We start from the raw sequence: 23306 nt of genomic DNA, 5'->3' as shown, positions 1-23306 counted from the left end.
AAGTCAGAAAAAAAATTGAAAATATACAGATCCCATAAGCCCCTCCTATTCTAAATTATCATAAATTAGAAACGGAGAGACGAGTATGATTAAGAAACTGTTAATGATTTTATTTCTATCCACTCTATCCTTTGGCCTGTTTGCAGAAGGACAAAGTGAAAGTGAATCTTCTTTACTAGTGTGGTTACCACCATTCGCAACAGGTGATACTACAGATCAGATGTTTTGGCAAGAGACAATTGCTCCCTGGGCTGAAGCTCACAATGTAAAAGTAGATGTTGAGATCACTCCCTGGGGTGGTTATGAAGAAAAATACCTAACAGGTATAGCTTCAGGACAAGGTCCAGACATTGGATATATGTATTTGGAAATGTTTAACGACTTTATAGAAATGGGAACATTGGAAGATCTTTCCGGCTATTTCACTGAAGCTGAAAAAGCAAAATATCTCTATTGGGATCAAGGTAATATGAAGGGTGGTCAATATGCTCTTCCTTTTATCGTTGGTAATGCCCGTCTACCTTACTTTAACAAAGAGATTTTTAGAAAAGCCGGTATCACTGAGTTACCCCAGACTTGGGATGATTTAAGAGCTGCAGCTGTTAAAATAAAGAACGCCGGCTTAGATGATGTTATCCCCTTTGGTCAAGCTTGGGCTGACCCTGCCATTGGAGCCCTTAATACGCTGTACTATCCCTACTTATGGCAAGCTGGTGGTGACATCTATAACAAGGCTGGAGACCGTGTAGCTTTGATGGACAATGACGCCGCAGTAAGAGCGGCCAGATTCTTGTATGATATGCGTTACAAGTACGGAGTGATTCCTGAAGAAAGTTTTTCTATGGATGAATCCACATTATATCAAGAGTTTAGTAAAGGTCGTGTAGGTATTGCATACATGGATGCCAAAGCAGGAAGTCGATTAACCAAAGCTGGTGTTGAATGGGACTTTATCCCAAGCTTTACTGACAAAACAAAAGCTATATGGGTAGCCTCTGATTCCCTTATTATGAACAGCCAGTCCAAAAACAAGGAATTAGCTGCTGAATTGATGAAGTTCATAACCAGTAGTGAAGTTATGGCTAAGTACCATACTGTTATTGCTCAATTCCCACCTATCACTGTTGATGAAGCGTACAATGATAATCCTATTTTTGAGGACATGTATTCTAATGACACAGAGTATTTCAAGACATTACCTGTAGCAGAGGGATCCTTTAAAATTATGGATAACCTTTACAAGAATTTACAGCTTATGATGTTGGATGCTCTTACACCTGAAGAAGCTATTAAAAACACAGTAGATTATTCTAAAAGTATCATTGACTCAGAATAATAATGAAAGGCAATGGATTTATTCCATTGCCTTCCCTAAAGGATCTTCATATGACACGTAATAGGAAAGAAGCTCTTGGAGCATTTGTCTATATTTTGCCAAGTTTATTATTAATTACGATCTTCGCAATACTCCCTATTGTGATGAACATTTTTTATAGTTTTCATGATTATAATATCATTCAACCACCTTCTTGGAGTGGTTTGTCCAACTATAAACGACTTATTAATGATCCCTATATTGTGGCCTCAATAAAAAATACAGTTATATTTACCTTTATAACCGTTCCACTACAAACACTCTTTGCATTGGTATTAGCCGCATTGTTAGTAAGACGGTTTCACGATAAGTTTACCAATTTCATTAAAGGCGCATTGTTCATTCCTGTTATCGCTTCTGCTGTATTAGTAGGAACCTTGTGGTCTATTATTCTTAGTTCTCATGGGGTTGTGAATCAGGCTATAGAATTAATAGGACTAGAGCCTATCAATTGGCTGGGAAGACAATCAACTTCTTTGTTAAGTATTTGTATCGCTACTATCTGGAAAAATGTCGGATACTTTTTAGTCATATTCTATGCAGGAATATTAGAGATCCCCACTAGTTTATATGAAGCCGCTTCTGTGGATGGGGCCAGCAAATGGCAGCAATTCATTCACATTACTATTCCTGGTTTGTCCTCTGTTACTTATCTAGTTGTTACTTTAGGAACCATTTGGTCTTTCCAAATATTTGATATGGTCTATACCATGACCGGAGGCGGTCCTGGTTTATCTACAGTTACCTTAGTGTTAACCATATATAATACGGCTTTCAAAGAATATAGTATGGGTTATGCAAGCGCTATTGCTCTGTTAATGTTTGTGTTTGTCATTCTCCTTTCTCAATTGCAACGACTGATTATGAGAAAAGACGGGTAGGGGGAGAATATGAGAAACAGAATTATTAATATTACTATTGGAATTTGTTTGGTGATATTTGCCGTGGCGGCTTTTATACCTTTTGTCTATATGGCTCTTGTATCATTAACTCAAAAACAAGTTCTTGATTTTCAATTTGCTATCAATGAGTTGAGCTTAGTTAATTATTTTAGGGTCTTTAAGAACCTGAATATCCTTGTGAACTTCCGTAATAGTCTGATCGTTACCGTATCAGCTTGTATCTTTAATAACTTCATCAGTGCTATGGCTGCTTATGCTTTTGCCAAGAAGAAATTTCCCTTGAGGGATAAGCTCTTCTATCTGTATATCGCTACTTTGATGATTCCCGGCCAAGTTACATTGATACCTGTGTTTGTTATCATTAAGAACTTAGGATTGATGAATACCTATCCCGCTTTGTTTTTACCTATTATTAATGCCTTTGGGGTATTCCTTGTGCGTCAGTTTATGGTTGGTATCCCTGATGATCTGTTAGAAGCTGCCAAGATTGATGGCTGTAGTGATCCGAGAATCTTTTTTACTATCGTTCTCCCTTTAGTAAAAACCGTATTGATTTCTCTCACCATATTCACCTTTATTACCAGCTGGAATGACTTCCTCTGGCCTTTGGTTATCGCAAGCAAACCTTCTATGAAAACATTAACTCTAGCCATATCCGCTTTGAAAGGAACCTATTCCACTAACTATGGACTGGTAATGGCTGGTTCAACTTTGGCTTTTCTCCCCCCCTTTCTCTTGTACTTATCACTCCAAAGAATGTTCATACAGGGAATTGCCCTGAGCGGAATTAAAGGATAGTTTATGGCTTATTTTGATTTTTATCTTGCTGACTCTATGACCAAAGTTTTTCCTGACAGAAAACCTTCTCCCCTAAAGGAGAAGGCTTTCACTGTCCTGAAAGGACAAGTTGTGAATCTGCAATTGGTGTATTCCTTAACAGATCCTGACCCTACAAGCCGAATGCAGGCCTTCTCTCTTAATGTGACAGGAGACCAATCCTTACTGGAGATCCGTAAGGTTGAACTTGTTCCTTCCCAGTATCCCAGTACTCCTAATGATGATACTGATTACCTGTCAAAGACTCCTGGTCTCTATCCAGATTTGTTAGATGCTTTTGAAGGAAAGTTGAAACCTGTCTTTAATCAGTACAGAAGTTTGTGGCTTCAAATAGATAGTTCCCGTTTGGATGCAGGAACACATAATATAGGAATCAACATTGTTCCTGATAAAAAGATAGTCCTAGGGAATGGTGAAGAGGTAATCCTTAAAAACACTACAGAGACAACTCTTGAATTTCAAATTGATGTGTTAGCTCAGACCTTACCAGAACAAAGCTTAATACATACTGAATGGTTTCATACAGATTGTCTGGCTGATTACTATGGTGTCGATGCCTATAGTGAAGCCCATTGGGAACGAATAGAACAATTCATTGATTATGCTGTTAATCGCTGTGGTATTAACACCATCCTTACTCCTGTCTTTACCCCGCCCTTAGATACAGAAGTAGGAGGAAGTCGAACTAACGTCCAGTTACTGCAAATATCCTATGAGGGAACGACTTATCAATTTGATTTTTCCTTGCTTGATCGCTGGTGTCAGATCTGTTCAAAGCTGGGCGTCCAATATCTGGAGATCAGTCATTTCTTTACACAATGGGGAGCTGAATTCACTCCTAACATATATGTCAATGGTGAATTACGTTTCGGGTGGCACACAAAAGCTGATTCTCCTGAGTATAAAGATTTTCTGAATCAATTGATTCCAGCCTTACTAAAATCATTAGAAGAAAACTCTTATACCAAGGATCGTCTGTTTTTCCACATCTCTGATGAACCAGAAGATCAGCATCTGGAAAGTTATCTTAAATCAAAGTCTCAAGTAGAGGATCTATTATCGGGATATACGATTATAGATGCCCTAAGTAGTTATGATTTCTATCAAAAAGATATTGTCTCCCATCCCGTTCCCGCAAATAGTGCGATACAGACCTTTATTGATCACAATGTTGAACATTTATGGACATATTATTGTGTAGCACAGGGAAAACTAGTTCCAAATCGTTTCCTTTCCATGCCTAATAGAAGGAATCGGATTATGGGCGTACTCATGTATTTATATAAAATAGAAGGCTTTCTCCATTGGGGATATAATTTCTATAGTTCCCAATTCTCTAAAAGTAAAATAAATCCCTTCTTAACCACTGATTGCGATATGGCTTTCCCTTCAGGTGATGCCTACCTGGTTTATCCTGGTAAAGAGGGTCCCCTCGGCTCTATAAGGAATGAAATTCAGGTCCTCGCTTTAGATGATTTAAGATTATTGACCTATACAGAATCTGTATTGGGAAGGGATAAAACAATCGAATTGGTTCTGGGAGAAGGAAAAAATCTGTTTACTTTTACTAGCTATCCAAGATACGATGAGTACTTCTCAGAGCTTCATGGGAGAATCTTTCAAGCTCTTGGGAGTTAGTTGACTTAGAGGGAGAGTATTTCTTGCATTACCAGAATAGTTTAATGCACTCATGGATTAGGTCCAGTACCATGATTGTCCTTGTGGTACTAGGGCTAAGTTCCTTATTGATGGTGTATAATCTACATTTGTTAAGAAATACTCTGTATTCCTCTATGGCCAGTATGTCCCAGTTTATGAATCATTCTATGGATAACCAATTACTGGAGATTCAGAAAATAGCCCTCACTATTGAATTAAATGAGGATAATCGGAAAATAAAGAAGAACATCGGCCCTGACCATATAGTGTCCTCCGATGATTATGATTTATCACAAGTCCTTTCTACCTTTACCTTAACTAATAAAACCATTGCTGATCTGTTTATCTATTATCCCTCTAATCAATACGTCATAGGCAGTCTGGGAGTCTTTCCTTCACAATCCTTTTACATGCTGAACAATCAACTTGATTCAACAGGATATCAGGACTGGTTGGTTAATATTGACAAAACAATTGATGGTTTTCGACTCATCGAATTATGGGGACAGACCCGCATCGTTTATATAAGAAGAATGAACTCTCAGGGTAATGTTGCAGGGATTATGGTCGTCATGTTAAATCCTGGGGTGTTGTTTCAGGATAGTGAAAGAGTCGTCGACAGGAGAGCAGAAAAAGTCTCTTTTGGGATGATCGTTGATGGACAGCCGCTCCCTGATAACCAAGGTGAGGAGGATTCTGTCCTAAGTGACCCAGAACCTTCTAAAGCTGATAAACCGAAGGACAATAACAAGTTTAAGTATGTCCTGCGAACGGAATCTCGTTTATTCCCGGGCATTGAATACGTAAATTCCTATAATCTTCCCCATAATCTGCAAGCCTTTATCTATCCCCTGCTAATATGTGTCACTGGTATATTAGCTATTGGAATTCTTGGATGGTATATGTCCGTAAGGATTGGTAAACGTAATGCTGCTCCTATAGAATCACTTCTTCATAAATTACATCATTCTAATAGGGTCCGTGGTAATGAATATGATATTATCAATAAAAGTATTGATAATCTTGTCTTTGAACATGGAACACAATTACAAAAATTACAGATACAACAGAATATGATTACAGGTTTATTCATTAACACCTTAATCAATACAGATAATATGTCCGAGAAAGATATTTTTAACTTTGCCCAGTTGTATGATATCAGTTTTGAAAATGACTTCTTTGTTGTGGTCCTTATTAAAACATTTAATACCAGTAATAATGGAGTCATAAAAAAACTTCACACCTGGCTCGAAGAAAATACGATGGAATCTGTTGTATCGGTCTTCAATCATCAATATGTCTTACTTCTAAATGTGGAATCTTCTATTGCGGTATCAACCTTGATTCCTCTCATGACAGAACTAACAGAGCAGGACCTATGGGGCAAAACACCACTAGTCGGAATAGGCTCCTGTGTTGATAATTTGAGTTCAATAAAGGATAGTTATCACAATGCCATAGTGGCCCTGAAAGAGAGCTCCCAAGTGAATTCTTCACCGGTCAAGGCCTATCAGAAAGGAATGACCGAACGATCAGATCAGAACCTCAATAACTACTTTGATTCCCTATATAACAGTATTGTCCAGAATAACTTTCCCGATATTAGGCTTTTCTTTGATCTTTTCTTCTCTCAATGTATATCCGTGAGTGAGACCATGGAAGATTTAAAATATCATCTAACACCTCTCGTCGATTTAATAAAGGATATCAGCCAGCATCAGAACATTGATTTACAGCAATTAGGAGATCCCTTTTTTGATTTTTCAAACCAAAGAGAGATGCGTTTAAATCTCTTACAGTTCTGGGATACTTTGGAAATACGCTTATCGAAGACTCTCAATGGGGAAAGAAACTCCTTAGCAGAGAAGGCCAAGACCATAATTCATAGGGATTATACTAACTCCTTATTAGGTTTATATAGCATTGCTGAAGAATTGAATGTTAGTAACTCCTATTTATCTTCTACTTTCAAACAGGTTTGCGGAGTGGGAATTGTTCAATACATTAACCAATTGCGAATTAATTTGGCAAAGGAATTTATCTTAAAAACAGATATGAATATAAAAGAGATTGCCACTGCAGTTGGTTTTTCCAGTGACATCTCCTTTATTCGTGTCTTCAAGAAATACGAATCGAGAACACCTAATACTTTACGCAAGAAAAACTAGTTCTTTGCTATTAGTTTGTTGTATCGGTGCTCCACATAAGCTTCCATTTCTTTTTGACATTTTTCAATAGCTTTGACTAAGGTCATCTGAGTTCTTGTGCGAACTAGATTATGTTCCTCATAGGACGTTTTAAAATACTTATCCCCCTCCAAAAAGTCTGTGAGGAATCTAAGACCTACTTCATAAGTCATTATCTTGCCACCGAAAACAAGATTCTCTCTCTCTGTTTCATTAAGGAAGGACAAGGTGGATATCAGATAGCCATCAATGAGGGATCTGAACATTTCCATGTCTATCACTATTTGTGTCAGATCCTTTTCATCTTCCGGAGCACGAACCACGGATGTCCTTACCAAATCTCCAAAGTCATAGAGACTTAATCCGGGCATGGTTGTATCTAAATCAATAACGCAAATAGCTTTATAGTTATGAACATCTAAGAGCACATTATTGAGTTTACAATCGTTATGGGTAATCCTTTCAGGAATCTTACCTGATTTATAGAGATTCATAAGGTGAGAGGTCTCTTCTTCTCTGGATAGGTAGAAGTCTATCTCTTCTTTGGCCTGGTCTTTTTTAAGAGAGCTGGCCTTTGCTAATACGGACTTAAAGTATTCAAAACGTTTAGGAGTATTGTGAAAGTCTTTAATAGTCTCAACCAGACGTTCTCCTTTCATATCGTTTAGAAGCTTCTGGTATTCTCCAAAGCTTTTCGCCGCTTCAAAGGCCTGGGTTGTGTTCTCAATAAAATCATAACCTAAAGCCTTTTCAATGAATAAGTACATTCTCCAATAATTACCAGTCTGATCAACCAGATAAGGTTTTCCTTCTCTGGAAGGAATGACCGTTAATGTTCTTCTCGAACTATCTATGACATCATTGTCCTGATAGCCCTTCTGAAGGGTCTCAGTAATACGCTTGATATTCGACATAAGACCTTCTGGATCGGTAAATACCTTAGTGTTTATGCGCTGAATGATATAGCGTATGTCTGTTCCTGCCTGGTTGGTATTCACCACATAGGTATCATTTATATGACCGCTACCATAGGGAGCGAAGGATATAATATCTCCATAGATAACAAATTGATTTATTATTTCTTTCATTTCTTGATCAGTCATTGTCAGCCTCCTGTTCTTAATCCCATAGCTTATAGGGGTAGATATTCTGGTCTATCAGTTTCTTGATATGTGATTTGACGATAGGTTTGTCTTCACGGTACGTCACTCCAAACCATTGATCAGGACTATGCAATACAGGTAAGACGAGGCCCTGCTCATCGATCAGTCGCTTAACCAATGTAGGGAGGTAGAATTCCTTTTTCTTGAGATTCTCTTCCTCACCTAGAAAGTCTTCAAAATAAGAGGAGCCTAATTTAAGGCAGGGAGGGGTTAGTAACCACATATTCATGGACACCATTCCTTGTTCATCAAGGATCTTTCCTTCCTGTGATACTACAGAACCAGTTTCATTACGGTGGATCCCCAGAGTTTCCTCTATGTCTTCCAATATTCCCTCAGAATTTATAGAGCAGATGCCCCGAGCCACGCTTCCATATTCACTCAGAGTATTAGCGAGGGTATAACCTATCATGCTAGCTTCCATTTGGCTTGCCTTCATATTTTCCATATAATCAGAAGCGGCTTTGAAGGCGTTGGTTCCATAATAGTCATCTGCATTGATGATCAAGAAGGGGTCTTCCAGTACATGACGTGCGGCTAATAAGGCATGTCCCGTTCCCCATGGTTTTGTTCGAATATTGGCGATGTCTTTGATGATGATCGGAGTATCAGCAAGGGATTGATTGGCATAATTAACTTGCATGAGATTTTCATATTTAGATCCAATCTTTTCGATAAACTCCTGCTTAAAGTCCTCTCGAATAATAAATACTACTTTTGTAAAACCAGCTTTATAAGCGTCATACATAGAATAATCGATAATGGTTTCATTCGTAGGGCCTACAATGTCTAATTGCTTTAACCCTCCATATCTTGTTCCCAGGCCTGCAGCCATCACTACAACAGTTTTATTCATGATAAACTCCTCATTCTATGGGTAATCTATGTCTAATGAGGGATAAAGAACATGGGCTAAGCTGTTAATATATGGACAAATCAATTAAAACAATTGATACTATATCCATGAATTATCCCTTAGATGTGGTTTTATCCAAAGAAGGTTTAGAGATTCTCAATAACATTTCCAAGGTTCTTGGTTTTAGAATGTCCTTCTTTGATGTTAATTATGAAGAAAAAGCCCCCTTGGACACCCAAGCTTCCTGTCAGTATTGCAAGCTCATTCAAAGCAATCTGGGTTTGTATCAAGAGTGTGTGAAGAACGATCAATTCTACTGCAGTCAGGCAAAAGCTTCTGGAGAGACCATACATTACCAATGTCATGCCGGTTTGCATGAAGCTGTCTTTCCTATCATCTTTGATGAAGAATGTGTTGGATTCTTTTTGGTGGGACAATTCCGAACAGAAGAAGAACTCCCTCTTAAAATCACCTCTCATAATATGTCCTTCTTAAAGACTCAATTAGAGAAAGAGTATAATAAGCTTCCCCATTATAACGGGGAAAAGCTAGAGAGTGCCTTACAGTTAATCAGAATGACAACCTCTTATATTTTAGATAATAATATGCTGGCCTTAAAGCAAAACCAATTAGGTGATGAATTACTGGCATACATAAAAAATAATTACCTATACAATGTGGAGATGTCTGATCTGGTGGATAAATTCCATAAATCACCCTCTACTATTAATCTGGCCCTTAAGAACAAGACAGGACACAGCTTTAAGCAACTTATTGTACAATTACGAATCAAGGAAGCTTCCAAATTGCTCAGGGACTTTACGGATATGACCATATCAGAGGTGGCAGAGAAAACAGGTTTCTCTGATCCTCTTTATTTTTCCAGATTATTTAAAAAGCACTTCAAACAATCTCCCCGTGAGTATCGAAATGATCAAATATAGAAAAGCCACTCCCGCTGATGCTTCCTTATTAACTGCCATACAGATAGAAGCCTTTGCTTTTGATGAACAAATGGTGGGGGCCGGACCACCGGGCTATGATAGTGATGACAGTCAGCTTCTCGCCATATCCCAGTATCATTACTATGTTATTGAGTGGGAAGATATCCCCATTGGTGGCTTTATTTACAGCATTATAGACAGGGTTTGTGAACTAAAAAGGGTCTTTATTCTCCCGGAATATCAAAATCAGGGGATAGGGTCTCAAGTCCTCTCTTCTATAGAATCGATGGCTGATATTCAGTCCGTTCAATTAGAAGCTTCTTACTTTCATTCTATAAACCAATCTTACTATGAGAATAGAGGTTATATCTCTATAGGACGACAGTATTATACAGAAGAAGCTTACTCTATTGTCTACAAAAAAGTCCTAAAATAATCCATCAAATCATACGATATAAAATGTATGAATCACTATAAGTATCTGCTTGGTTGTGCCCTTTTCCTGTTTATCATTTCTATCGCCTATAGTGAGGAATATGTTGTCCAGCAAGGAGATACTCTCTCAGAGATCGCCTATCGCTATTCCATCTCCCAAGACCGTATTATGGCCATCAATCATTTTGATGAAGATATACTGAGGGATGGTATACGAATCCTTATACCTAATAGTCAGAAAGATACTAAGTACATTATCCAGGAAGGGGATACCTTAAGCTCTATCTCCTATGCCTTTGATATCTCCCAAGAAGAGCTACGAAGGGGGAATCCAAATGCCCTTTATGACGATATCCTTCAAGTGGGCAAGGAGATCCGTTTATCTTCCCAGGACGATGAATATGAAGTTCGTGCTGGTGATACCCTATCGGGATTAGCCTATAAATGGGACATCTCTATGGATAAGATTCAAAGGGCAAATCATCTTGATTCTCCCTTCCTGAGAGTAGGAATGAAGCTCAAGATTCCCCAGGTGGCAAAGGACATATATGTAGTACAAGCTGGTGATTCCCTCTGGAGTATTGCCCATCGTCATAATGTCAGTATGGCTACCCTTCGATTATGGAATGACCTTAGTTCTGACACTCTTTATGTAGGACAAAAACTAAAACTCACTTATTCCTCTCCTCGTGATTCTATCAAACCCCTGGGGGAATATTATTATTCCAAACCTCATAGTGACCATCAACTGTCTATCTCTTACCAGGAAAGCCCCAGCCAATCTCTTCAGGATGACTATGAACAGGCTAGCTCCCTGATTAGAAAATTCCAAAAGTCTATAGCTGCGGAGAGAAGCCTGGGAAGAGAGTTGGAAGGGTGGCATATCATATTAGATCCAGGGCATGGGGGGTATGATTCCGGGGCCATCGTAGAAGGTTCTAACGGGATGGGTCAGCCTATTTATATCGTGGAAGATGAGTATGCCTATGATACGTCATTACGTTTGTACAGGCTATTGGCTTTACATGGTGCTCAGGTTGATATGACAATCATTAGCCCTAACCATATCATTCGGGATGGCTCTGCGCATAAACCCTTTACCCATGAGAAAAATGAAGTCTACAACTGGTTAGGAGGACCTAACAATACGTCTTTCAGGCCCCGGGGAGGGACGAAGGGATTAGAAGAACGGAAAATCCTTGCTAAGAAATACCTCTCACAAAGTCATTCCCGGCATACTTTATATATCAGTATGCATGCGGATAATTCTCCTAATTTGCCTGAAGCAACAGCGATAATCTATTATGGAGATAATAGTAAGGAATTAAAGACTTCCTTATCTTTTGCCCAGACACTGACAGAGTATCTGGGACAAGGGGCCTTTACCCACAAAGAGGAAGTACGGGTTCTCAGGAATAATCCTGCTGACGCAGCTGTATTGATTGAAACCCGGAATCTATATTTTGACAGGAATGGATGGGCCATCAGAGATTGGCACTTGAGAGAGGAACAGGCTAGTATGATTCTCAATGGTGTTTTAGCTTACGCGGCCCGTTCTTCTTCATAGGCAAATGGTTCAGAAGGTCTTTTGGGAGAACCCCTATCAAACAGAATTATTAACAACCATAAAAACCAGAGAAGGGCGAACCGTCTCATTAGACTCTACTATCTTCTATGCTTTTTCCGGAGGACAGGAAAGTGACACGGGAACGATAGGTGGGGTGAATGTGTTGTCCGCTCGCAAAGAGGGATGGGATATCTACTATGAATTAGCAGAAGTCCCAAGCTTTAAGCCTGGTGATGAGGTCCTTGTTAAGATCGATTGGGAGAGGAGATATCTTCTTATGCGTCTCCATTTCGCCGCAGAAATCATCCTTGAGTTATGTTATTCCACCTGGCCAGGTATAGAAAAGATAGGGGCTCATATCAGTCAGGATAAGGCACGAATTGATTTCCTCTGGGAGGAGAGTTTAGCTCCCTTTTATCCTAAGTTATTAGAAGCCTATCAAAATCTTGTGGATCAAAATCTTCCTATTATTAGTGCCTTTAGTGATGAAGAACAACAAAGACGCTATTGGAAGATCGACGGTTTTGGACAAGTCCCCTGTGGAGGAACCCATCTTCGATCGACGGGAGAACTGGGACCGATTAAGTTAAAGCGTAAAAACATCGGGAAAGGCAAAGAACGGATCGAAATTAGATTTGACAGATGACCTCTCTTTTATAGACTTTATTTTATCTTGGATAGAAAGAGGGGATTATGACAGAATTTGTCGTTTGGAACAAAGATTATGATTTAGGAATTGGGGTTATTGATTCACAACATAAAAAGTTAGCTACCATTTTAAATAAGCTCTTTGAAGATATGAAGGACGGGAAGGCTACAGAGCATATAGGGGAAACAATTAATGGCTTATTAGAATATACAGAAGTCCATTTCAGCACAGAGGAAAAGCTGTTTGATTCCACGGCTTATCCCTTAAGTACAGAGCATAAAAAGGAACACCAGGAGTTTGTTAAAAAAGTGACTGAGTTTAAAGAGAAATTTGATAAAGGCAATATGTTATTAAGTGTGTCGGTCATGAATTTTCTAAAAGAGTGGCTCCTTAATCATATTGCCGTGAGTGATAAAAAATATGAAGAACATCTCAAAAGCCATGGAGTCCAATAAAAAGACATTGTAATATAGGTTCTATGGTAATGAGTGAACTCGATTATAATCTGGCAACCGCCGATGACATGGATGAGGTCTTGTCCCTGTACCAAAGGGCGGTTAATAAAATGCTTAGTTTAGGTATCGACCAATGGGATGATATCTATCCTGATGAGAAGCAGCTCCGCTATGATAGGGAACAATCCCAATTATATAAAGTAAGCATTGATGGACGTATTGCCTCCACTTATGTTCTCAATCAGGAATTCGACGAGGAATATCACAAAGGGCAATGGCAATATCCTCATAGTGACTTCACTGTGATTCACCGTCTATGTGTCAATCCTCTATTCCAGAACCAGAAAGTGGGATACCGAACCATGATGCATATTCATGAAGAACTAAGGGCTAAGGGAACAGAGACGGTTCGTTTGGATTGCTTTACCCTCAACCCCTACGCCATCAGACTATACACTAAGTTAGGATATCATATGGTGGGGATTGCCCGATTTAGAAAAGGTGATTTTCACTTGATGGAATATAAACTATGACCTATAGAGATGCCCTGATAGCTGACCTTCCAACTATAGTCCTTATCTACAACACGACAATCGCCTCTCGAATGGTAACTGCTGATCTTGAACCGGTTAGTGTGGCCAGTCGGGAAGACTGGTTTTATCAGCATAATCCCCGGACACGCCCCTTATGGGTCGTGGAAAATGATCAGAAAGATATTGTAGGCTGGGTCAGTTTCCAATCCTTCTATGGACGTCCTGCCTATAAACATACTGTTGAAATCAGTATCTATCTGGATGAGGATCAAAGGGGAAAAGGCTTAGGTTCTGCCATCCTCCAGCATAGCCTGGAAAAGGCGCCCCAATATGATATTAAGACTATCTTAGGTTTTATCTTCCTTCATAATGAACCAAGCCTAAGGCTGTTTAAAAAATCAGGCTTTGAAGAGTGGGGCCATTATCCTAATATCGCCGAATTAGATCATAAGGAACGAAGCCTGATTGTCTTAGGCAGGCGTGTGTAATTTGGTTGCCTCTCCCTGATAATACCTCCATAATTAAAGTAGGAGGCTAGTGTGGAAAATACAAAAGGCAAGGTGGCCTTAATAACAGGAGCTTCTTCCGGTATTGGGCGGGAGCTGGCGATTCTTCATGCAAGTTATGGTGGTGATTTAGTTCTCGTCGCCCGTAATGGTGAAGCTTTGAATAAAGTCAAAGAAGAGATAGAGTCAAAATACCAGGTAAAAGTCGAGATTATCCTTCAGGATCTGAACTTACCAGAGGGTCCTGAAAACATATACACAAGTGTTAAAGAAAAGGGTATTACCATTGACTATTTAATCAATAATGCAGGATTTGGAGGCCTAGGCTCCTTCCATAAAAGGGACTGGGAAGCGGATAGGTCCATGATCCAGGTCAATGTGATGAGCTTAGCTGCTTTAACCCGATTATTCCTACCGGATTTTGTGCAAAGAAAATCTGGACGGGTTTTAAACGTATCCTCTATGGCGGCCCTCACTCCGGGACCTTTTCAAGCCGTCTATTATGCAACGAAGGCCTTTGTGACTTCCTTCAGTAACGGCATCGCAGAGGAATTACGGGGCACAGGGGTTAGTGTAACGGCCTTGATGCCCGGAGCTACAAAAAGCCAATTTGGTCAGAAATCAGGAATGGATAAAACCATAGCCTTTAAGAAGCCTTTGCAAACCATAAAAGTGGCCCAGGCGGGATACCGAGGTATGGTCAAGGGCAAACTCAATGTAAAGGTCATGCCCTTCGGACTTAGACTAGGCCTGCTTTTCTTACCTCTCTTACCCAAGTCGGTAGTTCTTAAGGCCATAAGTAAAATTCAGGATGTATAAGGAGACATAAGGATGGATAGATGTAAAAAAGCCCTGGAGCATTTCGATACAAGCACAAACTGTGCCCAATCTGTCGCTATAGCCTTTGAGGACCTAATCCCCTTAAGTTCCAGGGATATCCTCCATATGGCCTCTTCCTTCGGGGCTGGAATGGGAGGATTACAATCGGTGTGCGGAGCTCTTACAGGGGCTTTTATGGTAACAGGCTTTGTTTCTCCCTTACCCGAGACTCCTGAAGACAAGGTTCAACAGAAGCTCATCATTCATGATTTAGCTTCCCGATTTGAAAAGAGAACAGGAACAATGCTCTGTAAAGAACTGGTTCAGTGTGATCTCAATACAGAGGAAGGACAGGCCTACTTTAAAGAAAAGGGCATAAAGCAGAAAGTCTGTCATAGCTGTGTTAGAACAGCCATTGAGACCTTTGAACAAATGCATTCAGAAGGGATATTCGCCTACAAATAATAATTATTAAATAAGCAGTAGTAGCCCCTAAGTTGAAAAAAGGCTACTACTGAATATTGTTTTATTTCTTAAGGGCTGTTTGAGCCGCTAATCTTCCCGAATTAAAGGCAAATCCCAGGGATATTCCTTCGACAGTTGGGTAGGTATTATTATAGATTGATGCCACATCATTACCAGCTAAAAATAAGCCTTGAATGACTTTACCTTGGTTGTTCAAGGCATGTAATCCACTATCTACCGCTAGACCACCGATTTGTCCAAGGGATACAGGAACGGTAACCACTGCATAATAAGGACCTTCATTCATTGGTTCCAGATAGGGGGATTTCTTACCGAACATACTGTCTTCCCCTTTTTTAACAAAGTCATTGTATTGATCAAAAGTTCCTTGAAGGATAGCTGGATCAACACCAATCGCTTTGGCTAGATCTTCTAGAGTATTACCTTTGATAACAGTTCCTTCTTCCACTCCCTTATTTAATGATGCTGTTAATCCAGTCCAGGCTTCCTTAACTGGATAGAGGGGCATCCCTACTTGGTAATTCACATCAGGATAATTTCCATAAGCGGTTGGTCCTTTGGATTCCAAAGTATCAATCATATCTGTAGACATGACAGAATAATAGGATCCTCCCTGTTCATAAGCCGCATTGGCTGTCAGGGCTGTGTCAAAAACAATGTCCTCTTCCACAAAGCGGTAGCCTGAATGATTGATAAAGACAGAAGTGGGGAAGTACGCTAAATAAGTTAAGGGTTCACGTTCTGGAGTATTAGGAACATATCCTGGTACGGTTACCCCGTGTAATTCGGCAATAGATTTTCCCTCTCCCACGCCAAGGGCTTTTCCCATCTTAATAGCATCCCCTGTTTGAGTTCCTGTACTGATGTTCATTAAGTCAAAGCCGTTGTACTTCTTAATCAGTTCTTTGTTGGCTCCTGCTCCCCCTGTTGCCATGATGACATGAGGGCTTGTTATATTAAGGATGGTTCCGTTAGCTTCTTTGGCTTTAACGCCAGTTACTTTTGTAGAATCTCCCACAAGTTCGGTGGCGGTTGTTTCGTAGAATATTTGTCCTCCCCGTTCTTCAACAATCTTCAAAGCGGCTTGGAAGTAATCTAATTTCTTACTTTGATCAGCATAGGCATGATAGGTAGGGTAGTCGTCTTCATGAGCTGCTTGTTCATTTCCTACAAAGGTAAAATTAAAACCATTCTGTTCTAGCCAATCAGCGGTATCACCAGAATTGTGGAATACAGAATAGAACATATTCGCATCGGACAGATAGGCATTGTAGTTCTGCCATTTTGCAATAATGTCTTGAAGGGTATAGGTTCCTGCTACTCCAGCCTTCTTTTGATCAGTAGAATCTATAGCAAAGATCCCCCCCGCCAGTTTTGATAGTCCTCCTGGAACGGGCGCTTTTTCCAGAACAATGACGGTAGCCCCTTCTTCTGTCGCTGTTAGGGCGGCGGCAGTTCCTGCGGCTCCTGATCCAATGATGACCATATCAGCCTTTAAGGATTTGACCTGAGTTTTCTCATCCTTCTTCTTTTCTATCTGAAGTTTGGTAACATCCACTCCAGATTTTTTTAGGGCGTCTGTTACGGCATTCACAATAGCTTCTGAAGCTAAGGTCGCTCCTGTTACGGTATCAACGGCTAAGCTTTGTTCTTTGATGATGGAATCGGGAATTTTCGTCATAGCCGTTTGAGCTATAGATTCGGTTTCGGTGTTTTTTACAATCTTGATGTTTTCAATTTTGTTTTCACTAAGGGTAACTTCCACCTCAATGTCCCCGTTGTGACCTTGACCGGTTCCTTCATAGGTTCCTGGTGTGTAATGTATCTGAGCTTCTTTATGATTACCACAGGCCATAAGTGATAGTAATAATAAGGAAACCCATAGGATACTGAATCGTTTTTTCATATTAACCTCACAAGTTTTGTTTTATTTTATCTCTCCCTCTCCTTGACGTCTTCGGACATAATCTATAGATATTTATTTATTGATTTGTCCTTTTAAGACAAGGAGAAGGTATGGAATGGTTAGATTTGCTCTACTCAAATCAGTCTCTTGATGAGATTTTAGGAGTAATAGAGGAGGAATATAAAGGGGGAATCTGGGTTATGGACAATGCCTATAACCTGATCGCGGCCTCACCTTTGGCTACGGAAATTTATAATAGTATTCAGGATGTCGACCAGTTCTATGATGTTATTGTTGGGTTACAGCCTGAAGACATTATTCATAGGGAAATCAAGAAATACGGATCTATTCTCCACCATTCTCCTGTGTTGAAGCGTGACTGTTTGATTGGGGATTGTGTATCTGAAGGTAAGCACATCGCCAAGGTTACCTGTTTCTTAACCGATAACTATGACTTGGATTCGCCTTATTTTGAAGAATCCCTTAAGGCCATTACCATTATCCTCCAACGGAATCAACTATTCCACCATTACCGGGTTAAGGATAATCTCTTCCTCCATTATCTTCTGACCACACAAAATCCTTCGGATAGAATGATTGAACACAACATGCGTATCCAGAATTTTTGTATGGATGATTCTTTTGTCCTTTTGCTATTAACTTCCCAAAGGGAAGGATCTGATCTGGAACAAAGTCAGGACTATTACCTTAGGCTTTTTAAAGAAATCCATCCTACTAGTTTAGTGGATATAGATGCAAAGGGCGGGATCTGCTGTGTCCCTTATAATGATTATCTTAAGAAAGAGTCCCAATGGACCTCCATTTGTCAGGAGAATCATACTAAGCTCATTGTGGGACTTCCTTATGTGGAACTAAGGCGAACTTATTATATGTATGAGCAATTGAAGAAGCTCTATCCCCTTTCCTCCCAGGGGCCCCTTCTCATTAAACTCGATGAGCATATGTCCCCCTTTCTATTAAGTGTCTTAGAAAAACAAATGGATTTAATGAGTCTGGTTCACCACAAGGTTATCCATTTATATGAGTATGATATTAGTAATAACAGCCAATATTTTAAAACAGCAGAGCTACTTATTTGCCATCAATATGGGCAAAAAGAAATAGCCCATACTCTCAATATTCATATCAATACTTTGAAATACCGGATTAATCAGTTAGAAGAACAATTTGATATAAATATAAAGGAATGTAGCAATAATAGCTGGCTTGTTCTGTCTTTTCCCATTTTAGAATATTTAAACAGCAGAATCTCAGATACTCCTCTACAATAATATAGTAGGAGTTAATAAATATGAAAAAAGCCTGGTGGAAAGAACGTGTGGTGTATCAGATCTATCCCCGGAGTTTCTATGACAGCAATGGAGACGGGATCGGGGACTTACAAGGAATCATTCAAAAGCTTGATTACCTAAAGGATCTTGGGGTAGGTGTCATATGGCTATCCCCTATATACAAATCCCCTAATGATGACAATGGTTATGATATTAGTGATTATCAGGATATTATGGCTGAGTTCGGGACCCTTGAGGATTGGGATGAGCTATTAAGGGAAATGCACCAACGTGACATCAAAATGGTTATGGACTTAGTGGTCAACCATTCCTCAGATGAACACCAATGGTTTATAGAATCAAAGAAATCCAGGGACAACCCTTATCGTGACTATTATATATGGCAAGAAGGCAGGGATGGGATGCCTCCTAATAACTGGAAATCCTGGTTTAGCGGTTCCGCCTGGGAATTCCATGAGCCGACTCAGGAATATTACCTCCATCTTTTTTCCAAAAAACAACCGGACCTTAATTGGGATAATCCCGATCTTCGAACGGAAATATTCAACATGATGACCTGGTGGCTGGAAAAAGGGATCGATGGTTTTCGCATGGATGTTATTAATATGATATCCAAAGTTCCGGGATATCCTGATGCGGAAGTCGTAGATGACCATCCTTATCAGTTCGGAGGACAGCATTTTCTCCACGGTCCTAAGATGATGCCTTATCTGCAGGAAATGAAGGACAAGGTTCTTCAGCATTATGACATCATAACCGTAGGAGAGACCCCTTCCATATCCACAACAGAAGCGTCTGAATTAACGGATGAAAACTCTGGTGTGCTTAATATGGTCTTCCAGTTCGAGTTGATGGACATGGATGGGGGGCGGGATCGTCTACAATCCTGGTCCTTATCAGATTTGAAACGCATCACCAATCGTTGGCAGAATGATTTAAACGGGAAAGGATGGAATAGTAATTATCTCTGTAATCATGATCAACCTCGACCTGTCTCCCGTTTTGGGAATGATCAGGAATACCGTGTTGAGTCGGCTAAGCTCTTAGCTACCTTTAATCACCTCATTCAGGGAACCCCCTACATTTATCAAGGTGAAGAAATAGGAATGACCAATGTGGATTTCCAGAGCATTGAGGCTTATAGGGATATTGAAACTCTGAATTGGTATAAAGAAGAGGTGAACCTAAAGGGGGGAGATCCCAGTGAGATACTCACTCTAATAAAGCAAAAGAGCCGTGACAACGCCCGTACTCCTGTCCAATGGGATGGGAGCTCCCAGGGAGGCTTTACCACCGGTACCCCCTGGATTCAGGTGAATCCTAACTATGTTGATATCAATGTGGAACAAGCCCTGGCCGATAAAAATTCCATTTACTACTATTATCAAAAGCTTATTGCCCTTCGGCGAGAATACGATATCATCGTGTACGGTCAGTATGATATTATCCTTCCAGAGCATAAAGAAATTTATGCCTTCACAAGAACTTTAGAGGATCAAGTTCTCCTTGTGATTCTTAACTTTAGTGAAGAAATCCCTCTCTTCTACTTACCTGAAGAGATTGCGTTTAACTCTTTAAAGTTATTGATCAGCAATTATTCAGTGAATCCCAAGGAAGATATTGACCAATTTGTTCTTAGACCATACGAAGCAAGGGTGTATCAGTTAGTAAAATGAAATGGAAATCAGAATTATATGACTCAAAACATAACTTTGTATCCCAATACGGAGCAGAGCTTATTGAGATGTTGAACCCCGGGAAGGGGGAACGCATCCTGGATTTAGGTTGTGGGACTGGCGATCTGGCTAATCAGATTAGCCAAGAAGGTGCCCATGTGGTGGGGATAGATAGTTCGAAGGATATGCTTAAATCTGCCAAAGAGAAGTACCCCCATCTTACTTTTGAAAATCAGAGGGCAGAAGACTTTCACTTTGACCAAAGCTTTGATGGGGTCTTCTCCAATGCAGCCCTTCACTGGGTCTTGGAAAAAGAAAAGGCCGCCCAAAGCATCTATCATTGTCTAAAACCAGGGGGGCGTTTCGTAGCCGAGTTCGGAGGGCAGGGCAATGTGAGTCATGTCCTGAAGGCCCTATGTCAATCACTTAAGAAGGAAGGTTATGAAGACCATATGAAACGTCAGAAATGGTATTTCCCTTCCCTTGGAGAATATTCCACCCTTCTTGAGGGTATAGGCTTCCGCGTCGTCTATGCTAAACACTTTGATCGTCCCACCGTCCTATCTGATCAAGATGGATTGCGGAATTGGATCGCCATGTTTTGTTCGTCCTTTCTCGAAGGGATAGGGGCTGACAAAGTGGAGGTTATCTTAAAGGACGTTGAGGAAAAAATGGTGCTCACCAACTACAGAGAAGGCCAATGGTATGCGGACTATGTACGCCTGCGAATAGTAGCCACAAAAGAACCTGTTAATCTTGGATGAATTGATAAGCACAAAGGCTCGTTATAAAGATAATAATAATTCTTTGTATTCTGTCACAAATATTACTAGAATCATTGTAGAAAAGAGCTTGTTTTGTTAAAAAAAGGATCATAACATGGAATTTCACTTAAAATGGTGAAATAATCATGTAAAAAAGTGGGATTACTGTAAGTGCTTTTTGTTACAGGTAGTATAAATTTATAGGAGCAGAAATGAGAAAATATCATATTATTTTTTTATCAATGGCTATCATTATTGGCCTTATATCAAGCTGTCAGGTAACTGTCACAGAAACAGCTAATTATGATGTTAGTGGTAATGTTGTTAATGCTGAAGTTGCTACAACTAGTAGTTATTATTATGGAATGTCTAGCACTCGAGTCAAATTAACTCGATATGAGGATGGTGTTTTAAGGAGTTATTCTACTTATACCACTTATTTGAGTTCAGGAGGTTCCTATACTTTTAATGGTGTTGAAAATGGAACATACAAATTAACTGGAGAGTTAAGTGGTTATACTTTTGTTCCTATGTATGTTGATATAACAGGAAGTAATACCATTCTACCTGATTTAATTGGATATCAGACACCTAGTAATAGTACGGATATCTTGATATTTCTTCAGTGGGATAACACAGACTATGATCTTGACTTAAAATTGAGTGCTCCTTCAGGTGCCTCTTCGAGAACTGTTGTCGAATCAAGTTCCCCATCCCAAACCTCTGGTAGTGCCAATCTGAGTTTGAAAAGAGACGTTAAAGCCCCTTATGACTTAACTGGATCTAAAGAAGGTTATAATGGAACATCTTCTTCAGAACCAAGGGTTGAAACCATTAGAATTAGTGGGACTCCTTACTATAATTCTAGTGCTGGTGATGTTAATGGTGTTCCTCAAGATGAAGTTAGAATTTATATTGATTCTTATGGGCGCTTAAAAAGTGATGGTACTTTTGATACTAATAACCAGTATATTACTGGTTTGACTGATAATAGTATACCCGCAGCTGATGCTCGATTGTTTATCATGCAAGGGTCTACACTATATGGTACATGGGAAGTCCCTTTTGATACGGCAGAGACCACTTTACATGTTGCTTCCATAAAATATGCGGCTGGTCAGGTTTTGATATATAGCGCAGGGAATATTAGCTCTGTTAACGCAGATGAAAACAAGAATGCTGTTTATGGTATAAATAAAGGTGTTCGAATAGAAGATGAATCTTCTATAGTGATCATCCAAAGATAAGGAGAATACATGAAAAGGTTTATATTATTATTATTAATTGGATTGATTCCTTTTACTGTGTTTGCACAACGTAGTGCCGCTCCTGCTTCGTCTTCCTCTTCCAATAGTTCTGTTAGTGAGCACAAATTCAATGTTACCTTCGTCGGAACTGCTGATAAAGCTATGATATACATCAATGGTCAAAGATGGGGGAAAGGATATTTAAATCTTCCAACCAGAATCCCTTTGATTAGAGGTACGTATAACATTGAGGCCCAGAGCCCTAATCAGGGTACTATAAAACAAACTGTCGTTGTTAATGGTGATAGGGAGGTTAACTTAAGTTTTCAGCCGCTATCCGCTAGGGTTAGCATCAACAGTTCCGTTACGCCTCTGCGTTTGTATATTGATGGACAATGGGTTGGAGCTCAAGGGGCCAGTCTTAACTTCCCCTATGTTACGGAGTTATCCATAGGAAGACACAGTATCAAAGCTACTAGTCCTGGGTATAGGGATTTTGAACAGACTTTTGATGTAAGAAGTCCGTTAACGATTAATATCAATATGCAACCAGCCAATGCTCAAGTAAATATACAATATTCCAATCAAAGCCTCAAAGTGTATCTTGACGGTCAACGCATGGGATATCGCTTTGAAGTATTACCTGGAAATCACAGACTTCGTATCGAATTTGGTGATATGAGTACTGAGCAGAGTTATAATTTTGCTGCTGGGCAAACCTATACTATCGTTCCCAATCTTAGCTTTTCTATTCAATAATCTTATAAAAGCTTCTCTTAATGAGAAGCTTTATTTAACCCTTCTTTTCTTTAATGAATCCTAGTCAAAGCTAAAGAACTCTCAATTCTTATTGTCTGTTAAGTATTTTTGTTAAGTAAAAATAGAAAAAAAGACGAAAAAACATCCAATTCTCGAAAAAAACTTTCAAAAAACTTCTCGATATTCCGGAAACAGCTGAGAAGAAGCCTATGTAAGGGGAAGAACCAAAGCCCACAAGCCAAGGACCCAAGCATACCGGCTTTCAC

Annotated in this window: 22 protein-coding genes; 19 read left to right on the top strand and 3 right to left on the bottom strand. The window is 39.7% G+C overall.

The features are described from left to right. Positions 1 to 85 precede the first annotated feature (85 nt). The 5 genes from K345_RS21010 to K345_RS0112690 all read left to right on the top strand — a co-directional run bounded on the left by K345_RS21010 (position 86) and on the right by K345_RS0112690 (position 6944). On the top strand, positions 86 to 1336 hold the full coding sequence (locus K345_RS21010) for an ABC transporter substrate-binding protein (protein ID WP_037572403.1): 1251 nt from the start codon (positions 86 to 88) through the stop codon (positions 1334 to 1336). Between the two features lie 50 nt (positions 1337 to 1386). After that, positions 1387 to 2256, top strand: a complete 870-nt coding sequence (locus tag K345_RS0112705; protein ID WP_028974480.1) for a carbohydrate ABC transporter permease — start codon at positions 1387 to 1389, stop codon at positions 2254 to 2256. A 9-nt stretch (positions 2257 to 2265) separates the two neighbouring features. Further along, positions 2266 to 3075 (top strand): carbohydrate ABC transporter permease, encoded by an 810-nt coding sequence (locus K345_RS0112700; RefSeq protein WP_028974479.1) that lies wholly within the window; start codon positions 2266 to 2268, stop codon positions 3073 to 3075. Between the two features lie 3 nt (positions 3076 to 3078). Further along, the gene (locus tag K345_RS0112695; RefSeq protein ID WP_028974478.1) at positions 3079 to 4752 is read left to right on the top strand and encodes a DUF4091 domain-containing protein; all 1674 of its coding nucleotides are present in this window, start codon (positions 3079 to 3081) and stop codon (positions 4750 to 4752) included. 110 nt (positions 4753 to 4862) lie between these two features. After that, the gene (locus tag K345_RS0112690; RefSeq protein ID WP_211227889.1) at positions 4863 to 6944 is read left to right on the top strand and encodes a helix-turn-helix domain-containing protein; all 2082 of its coding nucleotides are present in this window, start codon (positions 4863 to 4865) and stop codon (positions 6942 to 6944) included. Here K345_RS0112690 and K345_RS0112685 read toward each other — a convergent pair. Continuing rightward, on the bottom strand, positions 6941 to 8065 hold the full coding sequence (locus tag K345_RS0112685) for a phosphotransferase enzyme family protein (RefSeq protein WP_028974476.1): 1125 nt from the start codon (positions 8063 to 8065) through the stop codon (positions 6941 to 6943). The two genes, K345_RS0112690 and K345_RS0112685, sit on opposite strands and share 4 nt — an antisense overlap. Positions 8066 to 8081: 16 nt before the next feature. Next, entirely contained in the window at positions 8082 to 8981 is a 900-nt protein-coding gene (locus tag K345_RS0112680) for a nucleotidyltransferase family protein (protein WP_028974475.1), read from the bottom strand. A gap of 107 nt (positions 8982 to 9088) precedes the next feature. On the opposite strand from K345_RS0112680, the gene K345_RS0112675 reads away from it, so the two are divergent. From K345_RS0112675 to K345_RS0112635, 9 genes are read left to right on the top strand one after another with little or no spacing between them, the layout of a single operon-like run. Beyond that, a complete protein-coding gene (locus K345_RS0112675; RefSeq protein ID WP_211227888.1) occupies positions 9089 to 9925 on the top strand; it encodes a PocR ligand-binding domain-containing protein in 837 nt (278 codons plus the stop codon). Further along, the gene (locus K345_RS21005) at positions 9912 to 10361 is read left to right on the top strand and encodes a GNAT family N-acetyltransferase (RefSeq protein WP_053228292.1); all 450 of its coding nucleotides are present in this window, start codon (positions 9912 to 9914) and stop codon (positions 10359 to 10361) included. The genes K345_RS0112675 and K345_RS21005 overlap by 14 nt, the downstream gene beginning before the upstream one ends. 27 nt (positions 10362 to 10388) lie before the next feature. Continuing rightward, entirely contained in the window at positions 10389 to 11927 is a 1539-nt protein-coding gene (locus K345_RS0112665) for a LysM peptidoglycan-binding domain-containing protein (RefSeq protein ID WP_028974473.1), read from the top strand. A 4-nt stretch (positions 11928 to 11931) separates the two neighbouring features. Next, positions 11932 to 12573, top strand: a complete 642-nt coding sequence (locus K345_RS0112660; RefSeq protein WP_028974472.1) for an alanyl-tRNA editing protein — start codon at positions 11932 to 11934, stop codon at positions 12571 to 12573. A 47-nt stretch (positions 12574 to 12620) separates the two neighbouring features. Beyond that, on the top strand, positions 12621 to 13031 hold the full coding sequence (locus K345_RS0112655) for a bacteriohemerythrin (RefSeq protein ID WP_037572400.1): 411 nt from the start codon (positions 12621 to 12623) through the stop codon (positions 13029 to 13031). Positions 13032 to 13060: 29 nt separating this feature from the next. After that, positions 13061 to 13564: a GNAT family N-acetyltransferase gene (locus K345_RS0112650; RefSeq protein WP_028974470.1), complete on the top strand. Its 504-nt coding sequence runs from the start codon at positions 13061 to 13063 to the stop codon at positions 13562 to 13564. After that, positions 13561 to 14052, top strand: coding sequence for a GNAT family N-acetyltransferase (locus K345_RS0112645; protein WP_028974469.1), 492 nt, complete (start codon positions 13561 to 13563; stop codon positions 14050 to 14052). The genes K345_RS0112650 and K345_RS0112645 overlap by 4 nt, the downstream gene beginning before the upstream one ends. A gap of 51 nt (positions 14053 to 14103) precedes the next feature. Next, on the top strand, positions 14104 to 14889 hold the full coding sequence (locus tag K345_RS0112640) for an SDR family NAD(P)-dependent oxidoreductase (protein WP_028974468.1): 786 nt from the start codon (positions 14104 to 14106) through the stop codon (positions 14887 to 14889). Positions 14890 to 14901: 12 nt separating this feature from the next. Beyond that, a complete protein-coding gene (locus tag K345_RS0112635) occupies positions 14902 to 15354 on the top strand; it encodes a C-GCAxxG-C-C family protein (protein ID WP_028974467.1) in 453 nt (150 codons plus the stop codon). 61 nt (positions 15355 to 15415) lie between these two features. Here K345_RS0112635 and K345_RS0112630 read toward each other — a convergent pair whose 3' ends face one another. After that, the gene (locus tag K345_RS0112630; RefSeq protein WP_028974466.1) at positions 15416 to 17281 is read right to left on the bottom strand and encodes an FAD-dependent oxidoreductase; all 1866 of its coding nucleotides are present in this window, start codon (positions 17279 to 17281) and stop codon (positions 15416 to 15418) included. Positions 17282 to 17391: 110 nt separating this feature from the next. Here K345_RS0112630 and K345_RS0112625 point away from each other — a divergent pair, with 110 nt between their 5' ends. From K345_RS0112625 to K345_RS0112605, 5 genes are all read left to right on the top strand, one after another. After that, positions 17392 to 18573, top strand: a complete 1182-nt coding sequence (locus K345_RS0112625) for a CdaR family protein (protein ID WP_028974465.1) — start codon at positions 17392 to 17394, stop codon at positions 18571 to 18573. Between the two features lie 20 nt (positions 18574 to 18593). Then, positions 18594 to 20270, top strand: a complete 1677-nt coding sequence (locus K345_RS0112620) for a glycoside hydrolase family 13 protein (RefSeq protein WP_028974464.1) — start codon at positions 18594 to 18596, stop codon at positions 20268 to 20270. Beyond that, positions 20267 to 21034, top strand: a complete 768-nt coding sequence (locus K345_RS0112615) for a class I SAM-dependent methyltransferase (protein WP_028974463.1) — start codon at positions 20267 to 20269, stop codon at positions 21032 to 21034. The genes K345_RS0112620 and K345_RS0112615 overlap by 4 nt, the downstream gene beginning before the upstream one ends. A 212-nt stretch (positions 21035 to 21246) precedes the next feature. Continuing rightward, the gene (locus tag K345_RS0112610; RefSeq protein ID WP_028974462.1) at positions 21247 to 22281 is read left to right on the top strand and encodes a beta-sandwich domain-containing protein; all 1035 of its coding nucleotides are present in this window, start codon (positions 21247 to 21249) and stop codon (positions 22279 to 22281) included. 9 nt (positions 22282 to 22290) lie between these two features. Beyond that, positions 22291 to 23040 carry a PEGA domain-containing protein gene (locus tag K345_RS0112605; protein WP_028974461.1) on the top strand — a complete coding sequence of 250 codons (750 nt, stop codon included), beginning with the start codon at positions 22291 to 22293 and terminating at the stop codon, positions 23038 to 23040. The last annotated feature ends 266 nt before the right edge of the window (positions 23041 to 23306 follow it).

This window comes from Spirochaeta cellobiosiphila DSM 17781 (assembly GCF_000426705.1).
GTDB lineage: Bacteria > Spirochaetota > Spirochaetia > DSM-17781 > DSM-17781 > Spirochaeta_E > Spirochaeta_E cellobiosiphila.
Note: the sequence above shows the minus strand (reverse complement) of the source record. Positions and strands in the feature narration are given on the sequence as shown.

Bases quoted from the DNA above. Each gene is read 5' to 3' on its own strand.
- K345_RS21010 (WP_037572403.1), top strand. From the start codon at position 86: ATGATTAAGAAACTGTTAATGATTTTATTTCTATCCACTCTATCCTTT.
- K345_RS0112705 (WP_028974480.1), top strand. From the start codon at position 1,387: ATGACACGTAATAGGAAAGAAGCTCTTGGAGCATTTGTCTATATTTTG.
- K345_RS0112700 (WP_028974479.1), top strand. From the start codon at position 2,266: ATGAGAAACAGAATTATTAATATTACTATTGGAATTTGTTTGGTGATA.
- K345_RS0112695 (WP_028974478.1), top strand. From the start codon at position 3,079: ATGGCTTATTTTGATTTTTATCTTGCTGACTCTATGACCAAAGTTTTT.
- K345_RS0112690 (WP_211227889.1), top strand. From the start codon at position 4,863: ATGGTGTATAATCTACATTTGTTAAGAAATACTCTGTATTCCTCTATG.
- K345_RS0112685 (WP_028974476.1), bottom strand. From the start codon at position 8,065: ATGACTGATCAAGAAATGAAAGAAATAATAAATCAATTTGTTATCTAT.
- K345_RS0112680 (WP_028974475.1), bottom strand. From the start codon at position 8,981: ATGAATAAAACTGTTGTAGTGATGGCTGCAGGCCTGGGAACAAGATAT.
- K345_RS0112675 (WP_211227888.1), top strand. From the start codon at position 9,089: ATGAATTATCCCTTAGATGTGGTTTTATCCAAAGAAGGTTTAGAGATT.
- K345_RS21005 (WP_053228292.1), top strand. From the start codon at position 9,912: ATGATCAAATATAGAAAAGCCACTCCCGCTGATGCTTCCTTATTAACT.
- K345_RS0112665 (WP_028974473.1), top strand. From the start codon at position 10,389: ATGAATCACTATAAGTATCTGCTTGGTTGTGCCCTTTTCCTGTTTATC.
- K345_RS0112660 (WP_028974472.1), top strand. From the start codon at position 11,932: ATGGTTCAGAAGGTCTTTTGGGAGAACCCCTATCAAACAGAATTATTA.
- K345_RS0112655 (WP_037572400.1), top strand. From the start codon at position 12,621: ATGACAGAATTTGTCGTTTGGAACAAAGATTATGATTTAGGAATTGGG.
- K345_RS0112650 (WP_028974470.1), top strand. From the start codon at position 13,061: ATGAGTGAACTCGATTATAATCTGGCAACCGCCGATGACATGGATGAG.
- K345_RS0112645 (WP_028974469.1), top strand. From the start codon at position 13,561: ATGACCTATAGAGATGCCCTGATAGCTGACCTTCCAACTATAGTCCTT.
- K345_RS0112635 (WP_028974467.1), top strand. From the start codon at position 14,902: ATGGATAGATGTAAAAAAGCCCTGGAGCATTTCGATACAAGCACAAAC.
- K345_RS0112630 (WP_028974466.1), bottom strand. From the start codon at position 17,281: ATGAAAAAACGATTCAGTATCCTATGGGTTTCCTTATTATTACTATCA.
- K345_RS0112625 (WP_028974465.1), top strand. From the start codon at position 17,392: ATGGAATGGTTAGATTTGCTCTACTCAAATCAGTCTCTTGATGAGATT.
- K345_RS0112620 (WP_028974464.1), top strand. From the start codon at position 18,594: ATGAAAAAAGCCTGGTGGAAAGAACGTGTGGTGTATCAGATCTATCCC.
- K345_RS0112615 (WP_028974463.1), top strand. From the start codon at position 20,267: ATGAAATGGAAATCAGAATTATATGACTCAAAACATAACTTTGTATCC.
- K345_RS0112610 (WP_028974462.1), top strand. From the start codon at position 21,247: ATGAGAAAATATCATATTATTTTTTTATCAATGGCTATCATTATTGGC.
- K345_RS0112605 (WP_028974461.1), top strand. From the start codon at position 22,291: ATGAAAAGGTTTATATTATTATTATTAATTGGATTGATTCCTTTTACT.